Source organism: Aquabacterium sp., from assembly GCF_004297345.1.
GTDB lineage: Bacteria > Pseudomonadota > Gammaproteobacteria > Burkholderiales > Burkholderiaceae_C > Aquabacterium.
Window position 1 is genome coordinate 1 of sequence record NZ_SCTN01000251.1, and the last position, 9,831, is coordinate 9,831.

General features: G+C 58.2%; 9 protein-coding genes and 1 pseudogene. 3 read left to right on the forward strand and 7 right to left on the reverse strand.

Annotated features, from left to right (window positions below):
• Positions 1–147, reverse strand: a pseudogene (locus tag EPO09_RS08830) (lipopolysaccharide heptosyltransferase I); the annotation flags it as partial.
• Positions 147–818 carry a DUF4254 domain-containing protein gene (locus EPO09_RS08835; RefSeq protein ID WP_290642253.1) on the reverse strand — a complete coding sequence of 224 codons (672 nt, stop codon included), beginning with the start codon at positions 816–818 and terminating at the stop codon, positions 147–149. The pseudogene EPO09_RS08830 and the gene EPO09_RS08835, both read right to left, overlap by 1 nt.
• A gap of 110 nt (positions 819–928) precedes the next feature.
• Between EPO09_RS08835 and EPO09_RS08840 the strand changes: the two genes are divergently transcribed.
• From EPO09_RS08840 to EPO09_RS08850, 3 genes are read left to right on the forward strand one after another with little or no spacing between them, the layout of a single operon-like run.
• Complete coding sequence (locus tag EPO09_RS08840) at positions 929–1,645, forward strand: glycosyltransferase (RefSeq protein WP_290642255.1); 717 nt, start codon at positions 929–931, stop codon at positions 1,643–1,645.
• 13 nt (positions 1,646–1,658) lie between these two features.
• Positions 1,659–3,587, forward strand: coding sequence for an acyltransferase family protein (locus EPO09_RS08845; protein WP_290642257.1), 1,929 nt, complete (start codon positions 1,659–1,661; stop codon positions 3,585–3,587).
• Complete coding sequence (locus EPO09_RS08850; RefSeq protein WP_290642259.1) at positions 3,565–4,737, forward strand: glycosyl transferase family 90; 1,173 nt, start codon at positions 3,565–3,567, stop codon at positions 4,735–4,737. The genes EPO09_RS08845 and EPO09_RS08850 overlap by 23 nt, the downstream gene beginning before the upstream one ends.
• A 30-nt stretch (positions 4,738–4,767) precedes the next feature.
• Here the strand turns inward: EPO09_RS08850 and EPO09_RS08855 are convergent, their stop codons facing one another.
• The 5 genes from EPO09_RS08855 to EPO09_RS08875 all read right to left on the reverse strand — a co-directional run.
• A complete protein-coding gene (locus EPO09_RS08855; protein WP_290642260.1) occupies positions 4,768–5,715 on the reverse strand; it encodes a hypothetical protein in 948 nt (315 codons plus the stop codon).
• Between the two features lie 13 nt (positions 5,716–5,728).
• A complete protein-coding gene (locus EPO09_RS08860) occupies positions 5,729–6,817 on the reverse strand; it encodes a DegT/DnrJ/EryC1/StrS aminotransferase family protein (RefSeq protein ID WP_290642261.1) in 1,089 nt (362 codons plus the stop codon).
• 5 nt (positions 6,818–6,822) lie between these two features.
• Positions 6,823–7,812: an NAD-dependent epimerase/dehydratase family protein gene (locus tag EPO09_RS08865; protein ID WP_290642262.1), complete on the reverse strand. Its 990-nt coding sequence runs from the start codon at positions 7,810–7,812 to the stop codon at positions 6,823–6,825.
• Complete coding sequence (locus tag EPO09_RS08870) at positions 7,799–9,535, reverse strand: methyltransferase, TIGR04325 family (RefSeq protein ID WP_290642263.1); 1,737 nt, start codon at positions 9,533–9,535, stop codon at positions 7,799–7,801. The genes EPO09_RS08865 and EPO09_RS08870 overlap by 14 nt, the downstream gene beginning before the upstream one ends.
• The coding region (locus tag EPO09_RS08875; protein WP_290642265.1) for a hypothetical protein at positions 9,532–9,831 on the reverse strand (300 nt) is incomplete at its 5' end. The genes EPO09_RS08875 and EPO09_RS08870, both read right to left, overlap by 4 nt.

Sequence of the window (9,831 nt, forward strand, 5' to 3'; positions counted from 1 at the left end):
TCGGTGTTGGCCCGGTATCGCTGCAAAGCCATTTTCGACCAGCCAGTCGATCTGGATGTCAGGTATGGCCATGGCCATGTCACTTATGGCCGGCAGCGCATGTACGACATCGCCCATCGAACTGGTTTTGACGATCAGAACACGCATCAGCCGTTGGCCTTGGCCTGCTCCGCGACCAGTGCTGGGTTGAAGCGCGGATCGTTGTACATCTTGAACTGCCGATAGACCTTGAAGTACGCTCGGCCCGCCTGGGTATCGGCGATCAGTGCGTCGAGGCAGTTGCCCAGATCGGAGCGCTGCTGGAGGAGTCGCTCAAGCTTGACCTGGCTGCTGTCTCGGTGGGCTTGGTCGACGTCGGTGCGCAGAGTTTGGACCCGCATGGCGTGGATCTTGAGCGCCATGATGGACATCCGGTCAATGATGCTGCCGGCCGTTTCGCTGTTGAGCCTCGCACCAGTGGGGACCTTCGAAATGGGGGCGTCGGTTTGGGCCGAGGCTGCATCCACCAAGCCCAGTTCGGTCAACAAGATTTCATCAACTCGTTCGGTGGCATCATTGCGCGCCTGGTTGTATTTGTCGATAGCACGCTTGTTGAGTGCTATCTCGCCATCGCTGACCGTTGTGCGGCGCGCCAAGTCCTCCTCTGCCCACAACTTGCTATTGAAGTAGTGGTTGGTGCCTATCCATTGCCACAATAAGGTGGACCGCTCTGAAGTGGCCGTGGCGATGGGCTCGGCCACCGGTGGTCCCCCCGCAGCGGAGAGAGCCTGATCGTGCAACTGACTGACTTTGAGGCTTAATGTGGACAGCATGGTCATGGCAAGGGAGTTGGGCGCAGCGAAGCGCAAAGGAGGTCGTATTATCCACGACAACTCACGCCCCAGCTTGGTCGCCAAAATGTCGCTCTCTTTTACATTTGATTTTTAATATGCGCTTGTCCATCATCACCATTAACAGAAATGATGCCAAGGGGCTGGCTCGTACTCTGAATTCCATTTTGCCAGTATTGGCGAATGACGTCGAGTGCGTGGTGGTGGATGGTTTGTCCTCTGATGATTCAGTCGCTGTCGCGCAAAGATTGACGGCGGGGATGAATAATGTGGTTATAAAGTCAGAGAGCGATTCGGGTATTTACGACGCCATGAACAAAGGCGCCCGTCTTGCTCGGGGGAAATATCTGGCCTATGTGAATGCAGGCGATGAGGTCGTCCCGGAGGCTTACAGAAGATACCTTGAATTCATGCGAGCGCATTCTGCGGATGTTTTTTATTCAAAAACATACCTGCGCTCGCTTGAGGGGGTGAATATGGGTGTGCACGAGCGCCACCCAACTCAGATGAATCAGGATACTATTCCTCATCTTACTGCGGCCGTTCGTCGGCAACTTTTTCTCGAGCAAGGTGGTTTTGATCAGCAATACAAAATCAGTGCGGACAGAGAGTTCTTCATCCGGTTGAAGTTGTCGAACGCTTCATTCTTGTTTTTTGATGATGTGGTCGCGATTTTTGAGCTCGGGGGGCTGTCTTCCAGCCCTCGCACCAAAGTCGAAAATTTGCGGATCGACAGGAAGTATGGATTTATTTCCAGCTTCAAGTATTTTCGACGCCTGTTGAAAATGCGACTGGCTGGTCAGGTGCAATCCTGAGGCGTTGCGCAGGATGACGGCATACAGACGGGAAATTGATGGGTTACGTGCGCTCGCGGTGCTGCCCGTCATTTTCTTTCACGCGGGCTTTCGAGTTTTTGGCGGTGGTTTCGTTGGGGTGGATGTCTTCTTTGTGATCAGCGGGTACCTGATCACCGGCATACTGCTGGCGGAGAATGAGTCGGGCAGCTTCTCGATTGCCCGGTTCTATGAGCGAAGGGCGCGGCGGATCTTGCCTGCACTTTTTTTCGTGATGGCGGCCTGCCTGCCGTTTGCATGGTTCTGGTTGTTGCCCAACGACATGCTCAGCTTTGCCAGGAGCGTAGTGGCGGTTACCTTGTTCCTGTCCAACGTTCATTTCAAGAACGAGAGCGGCTACTTTGACACTGCGGTGGAACTGAAGCCTTTGCTCCACACCTGGAGTCTGAGCGTCGAAGAGCAGTATTACGTGATCTTCCCGCTGTTCATTGCAGTGGCCTGGCGGCTGGGTATCAAGTGGTTGATGGCGTTGTTGGCGGCGGTGGCATTGCTCAGCTTGTCTGCAGCCCAGCTTGCGCAGGCGCACAAGCCAGCATCCGCCTACTTTATGCTGCCCACACGCGGGTGGGAGTTGCTGATTGGCAGCTTGACAGCTTTGTATGCCCGTCATGGTCATGGCGAGCAGTTAAGGCGCGGGCGCTGCATCAGTGAAGTAGCGAGCATATTGGGCCTGGCGATGTTGCTTTACGCGGTGCTGGCTTTTGACCGCACAACGCCGTTTCCTGGCATTTACGCGCTGATTCCTACCTTGGGCACGGCCTTGATCATCTTGTATTGCGGGCCCCACACCGTGGTTGGCAGGCTACTGGGCTCCAGGCCTTTTGTTGGAATAGGGCTCATCAGCTACAGCGCCTATTTGTGGCATCAGCCTTTGTTGGCGTATGCGCGGTATCGGAGCTTGTTCGAACCGTCGGCCACGCTGCTGGGGGGCTTGTGCATGATCGCGCTGGTCCTGGCTTGGTTCAGTTGGCGCTTCGTAGAAACACCGTTCAGAGACAAAGCCCGTTATTCGCGGCAGCAGGTATTCGCATGGTCCCTTGGTGGCTCCTTGGTGTTGTTGGCGTTGGGCGGTGCAGGTTGGGTGTTCAAGGGATTCGAGAACAGGCCAGTGGCGGAGCACTTGCCTCGCGGTTACTTCGCACAGAGTTGGATCCAGTATGACGCGACCTCGGGGGTTGATGGGTATCCCTGCATTTCTGAAAGTGGTAGCCTGTGCAGGGTTAATGCCTCTGCGGGGCATCGCAAGATTCTTCTACTGGGCGACTCCCACAGTGCCGACTTCACCTCGGAGTTCCGTCGTTTCGTCTTGGCTCGTCAATTGGACGCCTGGCAGATGTCGGTGGGCGGATGTGCTTTCATTCCGGCGCATTTTGCGCGCCACGATGGAGATTGCGGTAAGGCCAGGCAACGACTGGAGCTTGCCATCAAGGCCATCCACTTCGATCAAGTCATTGTGATCACCAATCTTGATGAGCACATGGCACAAATCGATGTCGAGGGCTCCGCGAACGGCGATCCCCGGGCACGGGTCCGCAACATCGAGGCTTTCACTGGCTTGCTGGAATTGATGTTGGGGCAGGGTGCGAAGGTAGATCTGTTCACGCCTCGCCCAACTTTCGACGCTAGCCCCACGCGAGCCGCCGCCTTGCGCAAGTTTGGTGACCTGCATGTGGTTTCTGCATCCAGCCACGCTTATGTGGGCGATGCCTTCAGGGCCATGCAAGCAAAGCAGCCGGGCCTTCGTGTCTTTGATCAGTACGACACGCTGCTGCGAGCCGGTTGCGGTCAAGCGAGTTGTTTCACGGGGCATACTGCAGCGCTGCAGCCTTTGTATCGGGATGCGGGTCACCTGACTTCGGCGGGCGCCAAGCTGGTGTTCGATGAGTATCTGGCTCTATGGTAGCCTCGCCGACTTTCATGGACCTCCGCAGTTCAACTACATGTTCAGTTCGCTGAAGACTACGCGTGACATCTTGAAGTTCCGTCTGCGGATGTGGAGGGCCTTGCGCGAACCCGCGCCGGCATTGGCAGCATCGCCGCAGGAGCTTGATCGTCTGGTGTCGCTGCAAACCGCGTACTGGCAGGCGCATCCTCCCTTGCTTGGTCTGGCCGCCCAGGAGTTTCTGCATGATTTGAACCGCCATTCGATCAGCACGTATGTGTTGTCGGTTCGTGGTCGCGAGGTGCGCCTGTGGGACAAGGGGGACGTCTCGTACGCAGGGGTAGACGAGGTCACTCGGCGCCATGAGCAGCGCAGTTTTCTGAAAAGGGCCCAGATGTATCGGGCTTTCGTCCAGACTGTGCTGGCCAGGGGCAGCCTAAACGAGTCCTTCGATTTGGCGCTGAATGTCACGGACATTCCTGACGATGCCACCGAGCTACCTATCTTTGGCTTTCAGAAGTTGCGTGGCGGTCATCATTTGCTGTTGCCAGACGTCGATTTCTTTCATAGCAAGTGGTATCGGGATGAGCGCGACGCGGTCTCCTACGAGGAAAAGTCCATTAGCGCCTGTTTTGTCGGTTCTTCAACTGGCGGATTGCTCACCGAAGATGGCATTCGCAACGGTGAGACTCCCCGTTTGAGGGCCGCAGCGTATTACCACGGCCATCCGCAGATACTGTTTCGCATTGCCAATGCTGTGCATTGCGTTTCGGATGAGGCCCGTGCGCTGCTTGAAAGCCAGCCCTACTTTGGTGGTCAGATGGGGTGGCAGGACCAGTTGGGGCACCGCTTTCTGATGTCGATGGACGGTAACGGTGCGGCTTGCTCGCGGCTGGTCAAGGGCTTGCTCAGCAACAGCGTCGTTGTCAAATTCGACTCACCCTACGACCTGTATTATTTCCCGGCACTTCGACTCGGCGGCGATATGCTGCTCGCGACGAGTGAGGCAGACGTCGAACGCTTTGTCGAAGCAGAGCTCGAGTGCCCAGGCACGTTTAAGGACGTGGCCGAATCGGGGCAAAGGTTCGTGCAGAAGTATCTGACGATTCACAGCGTGATGGACTACACCGAGCGTCTGCTTGAGTCTTATGCCTCATTGGTTCGATGTTGAGTCACTGGGGCTCGGGCATTTTGTTGGACTTCAAGGTAGCGGCGCGATGCGGGCGTGCTCGACAAAAATTGGTTTGCCTCCGATAAGGCGCCAGAGTTGGCTGAGTCTCGACTTCTTGCGTAGCTTTGCGCCGGTCTTCTGAGGACGGGCTGTGAAGCCAGCATTGTTCAGCATGTGGACAGCTTGACCGAGATCGAGCAGATAGGGCGCGTAGATGTAGTCCACTACCCCTTGAGGTAAGGCATAGCCGCCGACCAGCCAGACTTGCTTGTCCGCCAGTAGCCGTAGCTCATGGAAGTGATAGGCTACAGCGTTGCCTCGAGGGAACCGATTGACGTTCCAGGGGGCAAGGAAGCGCTCTTTGTCCGCAAGCACGTGCACCTTGTCTTCGAACAGCGTGGGCCATGCATCCAGGTACTTCTGGTCGCCGAATTTGCCGTCCTCCGAGCGCGCGAAGCACCATTCGATGCAGCGGTCCTCCCACCACTGTCGCACGACTTCACCACTGTCGCGCATGATGGTCAGGAATTGAACGCAATAGTGGCCGCTAACCTCGCTGTGGTCGTATTCCGGCGAGTAGGCATGCTCGGTGATCAAGACGGATTTGCCGCTTGCCTCGAAAGCCTTGAAGACAGGGGCAGGGGACTGGCGCAACCAAAGATCCGCATCCAGGTAAGTGATCCGTTGCACAGAGGCATCCGCCTGAAAAACGAACTTGAACGAATAGGGCGTGAGCGTCCAGCAGTATTCACCTGGGCCTCGACCGGGCTTGACGTCCTTGAGGCGTTGGTCCTCCAGTTGGCTTAGCCGCAGCGGGCGCACGTGATTCAGCTTGAGCTTTTCCAGTACGTCACAAGCCTCGTCGTTTACGCAGACCACCCACAGCGTGAAGGCACCAGCATGGCGTTCTAGTGACTGGAGCAGCGCCAGACCCTGGGGCAAAAAGAGGCTGTCGAAGATCGTGACGTAGTGTTCCATCGGGGCGCGTCAATCAATAAGCATTGATGGCGGCAAGCACGGCAGCCACATCGGTATCACTCATCTGTGGATGGCAGGGAATGCTGACACAGGTGGCTGCATGTGCCTCCGATTGCCTCAGCCCCTGGGGATCGCGCGGGATGTCCAGGCAAGGTGGTTGATGGTGTACGGGGATAGGGTAGTGGATCAGGGCCTGAACCTTGTGTTCGGTCATGTGGCGCAGGAAGGCCTCACGGTCCTGACAGTGCAGTACGAAGAGGTGGTAGACGTGGGCAGCGTCTTCTTGCGGGGCGGCCAGCAACGTGACCTTGCTGTGGTTGACAAGGCCTTCGCGGTACTGCCGTGCAATGGCCTGGCGTCTGGCGGTGAACTCGTCCATCCACGCTAAGCGGACCTTCAGAATGGCGGCCTGGATTTCGTCGAGTCGGCTGTTGAGTCCCAGCTCCGGGTGGCTGTAGCGCACGCTCTGGCCGTAGTTGCGCAGGCGCGCCGCACGCTCCGCCAGGGCCGTGTCAGACGTGACCATCATGCCGCCGTCGCCCACGCAGCCAAGGTTCTTTGTGGGATAGAAACTGTAGGCGCCGGCTCGACCAAAGCTGCCTGCAACCTTGCCATCGATTCGGGCGTAGTGCGCCTGCGCGCAGTCTTCGATCAGCTCGATCTTGTGCTCGTGGCAAAGGGCGACCCAGGCTTGCATGTCCCGTATCTGACCGTACAGATGAACAAGCAAGATGGCTTTGGTTCTGGGGGTGATGCAGCGCTTGACGCTGTCCATGTTCATCAGGCCGGTGTGGGTGTCGATGTCGGCCAGCACGGCTTTTGCGCCCGCACGGTGTATGCCCAGCACTGAAGCGAAGGCGGTCATCGGGGTGGTGATGACTTCATCGCCAGGGCCGATGTCCAGGGCACGCAGGGCAACCTCAATGGCGTCCATGCCATTGCCAACGCCCACGCCGTGTTGCACGCCACACAGGGCCGCCCATTGTTGTTCGAAGTCGGTGACTTCTTTGCCAAGCACATACCAGCCGGATTCCAGTACTCGGGCTACGGCGGTCAGGGTGGCTTCCCGGATTTCCTGGGGTTCGGCTTTGAACTCGTTCATCAGGATCACGATTGGTGCTCCCAGTAATGTTGTTGGTGTTGTCGGTAGAAGTCGAGTGTTCTGCGCAGGCCGGTGTCCAGAGAGATCCTGGGCTTCCAGCCAAGTTCAGATTCGATCAGCGTGAAGTCGCTGTAGTAGTCGCCAATGTCGATGGCCTTGCGGTCGGCTGGGAAGGGAATGAGTTCGCTGCAGGCCCCGGCCTGCAGGGCAGTGAGCTTTTGAGCCAGATCCTTGAGGTTGACGACCTCCTGGCTGCCCAGGTTGTACACGCGGCCATTGGCTTTGTCCGATGCGCCGGCAATCAGCAAGGCATCGACGCAGTCGTCAACGTAATTGAAGTCTCGCAATTGAAGCCCGTCGCCGAAAATCTTGACGGGCTTTCCCTCCAGCAGCAGGCGAATCCAGATGCCCAGGAAGGTCTGGCGGGCGTCTTTGACGCGCATGCCCGGGCCGTAGGTGTTGGTCAGACGCAGCGCACAAGCTTTGATGCCGTGCACGTTGTTGTAGAGCAGGTGATACCACTCGCCGGCAAGCTTGTTGATGCCATTGACGTCGACTGGGCGAATGGGGTGCTTTTCATCGACGGGCAGGTAGTCGGGCTTGCCGTATAGCTGGCGCGTGCTGGCGAATACGATCTTGACGTCGGGGTTGAATTGGCGGCACGCTTCAAGGATGGACAGTTGAGCGCTGGCGTTGATATCCAGATCGGTGCGCGGGTCCGTCATCGAGTCCAGGTGGCTGGTCTGGCCGGCCAGGTTGAACAGGTAGTCCACGCCTTGGATAAGGTGCCGCATGGCATGCGGGTCACGCACATCGCAGATGTTCACGCGCAGTTTGTTCTCGATATCGTGGACGTTGAACTTGTTGCCTCCATACAGGGGAATGAGGCTGTCTACCAGCGTCACGTTGGCGCCTTCGGCAACCAGGCGCCGTGCCAAGTTGGAGCCGATGAAGCCCAGTCCGCCCGTGATGAGCACTTCCTTATTTGCGTACATAGATGCGCCCTTCCCACTTTGCGTTCACTGAGCAGGGGATATTGTCCACGGAGTCGAAGGATTCCAACTCAATCCACCGCTCGGCCAGTTTGAGATCGAACAAGCGCCTCGAGAAAACGCGGATGGGGTAGCTGGCCGGATAGATGGACGCGGGGACGTGTTGCACGAAGAATTGGTCCTGCAAGGCATCGGAGAAAGGTGTGCGGTCGATGATGAGTGTGCGCACTGAAGTTAGCTCCAGTTGAGCCAGCATGGCGAAGGGGTCGTCCAGGTATTGCAGCACGCTGCTGAGCAGCGCCACGTTGGGGTGCATGTCGGCTTCGCATTGCGCGACCGTATCGAAGAAGCGCAAGCTGCCTTCGGCGATCAGGTTCTGGCCTTGGCGTACAAATTCAGCTTGCTCGACGACGCCCCATTGCAGATCGCGTAGGTTTTGCAGGAACTTGCGATTCTGAAAATAGCCGCTGCCCAGCGAACCTCCGAAATCCAACACCCGTAAGGTTTGCTGGTTCTGCGCTGCGACCAGCAGCAGGCCGGCCAGTACGGGCCAGGCGTACTCAATGTGGTCGAAGAGCACGCCGTCGCGTTCGAACACTGCCTGGCCTGTCTTGACCTTCAGCACCGATTCGGTCACCTGCTTGAGAATGTTGGTTTGGTCGTAGCCCGATGACCGCTGCGCGCAGTCCTGCCAGTTGGGGTAGGGGCCCTCCAGGCGCAGTTGCCCTTGGGCTTGCAGCTTGTCCAACCGACTCAGCGTCTTGCGCTGGCGATTGCGCTCGGATAGGCGGAGCTTGGTGTGCTGGAGCCATGTCTTGGCTCGGCGCTTGGCGGGAATGCGGGTGTTCTCGCCCATGAAGGCGGCGAAGCTGGCGCGGGCCTGGGCGTTGTCTTCCACGGCGATGGGGGCCAGCATGATCGGCGTCTGGCTGACCTGCACGTCGAAGGCCGTGGTGTCGTCACAATGCGTGCCGGAGTTGTCGTTGCCGATGTTGTGAACCAGTGAGCGCCCGGGGTAGAGCGTGAGCTTGCCCTGCAGGTAGGCCGATGCGTACCAGCGGATGGCCCAGGAATTGTTGCGACCCATGATCTGCTCTTTGAGCATGCCCATGTAGTCGTAGTTGTGGCCGAAGTTGAAGTCAGCCTCCTGCTTGCTGTTGACCAGGGTCTTGTAAAGCGCTGTGCCGTCTGGGTTGAACAGGCGCCAGGCCCGGCGCCATGTGGCCCAACCCCAGCAGTCGGCGCCGCGCAGGAAGAAGGTCTCCGGCAGGGGCGTCTTGACCGGGTAGACATAGCCGTGGATGCTGGCCACGCGTTCGTCGGTTTCGTACATGGCCAGCGCGTCGTTCATGAAGCGCAGGAAGTGCGGCGACGTAACCATGTCGTCCTCCAGCACGATGACGCGGCCAGCGCGCTCGCACACATCGGTGACGCCCTCGATGATGTTTCTGGCCAGGCCCTGGTTGGTTTTGCGTTCAACAAGGGTCACGCTCTTGAAGCCTTGCGTCGCGCGCACCAGTGTGCGCACGGCGTCGACCGCCGCAGTTTCTTCAGGTGAGCGCGGGCCATCGGAATAGACGATCAGGTCCGTGCCACCAGCCAGGTCATTGGCTCGCAAGGACGCTAGCGTACGGGCCAGATGGTCCGGCCGATTGAACGCGAACAGCACGACAGGGCAGGGCCCGGTGAGTGTCGCGCTGAAGTCGGGCTTGCCTGGCGTGTTCATAGTCCCAGACAATTCCCATCACGGTAAAAAATGGATGTCTGCGTGATGTAGGTGATCAGCGGTGCCAGACCGCGCAGGCGCAACTGGCGGAACCCGTGTTGCTTGAGCAGCTCAATGCCTTCTTTGTATTCATCGCGATCGGAGTTGTCCAGCACGATGATGCCAGTGGCGGTGAGCGCCTGCAGCGACTGCTTGATGCAGTTGACGCGATCACGTCCGTCCACTACCACGATATCCCAGGGGCCAGCCTGCTGCACGCGGCGGCAATAGTCCCCGTCTCTGACCAGCGGCACGTG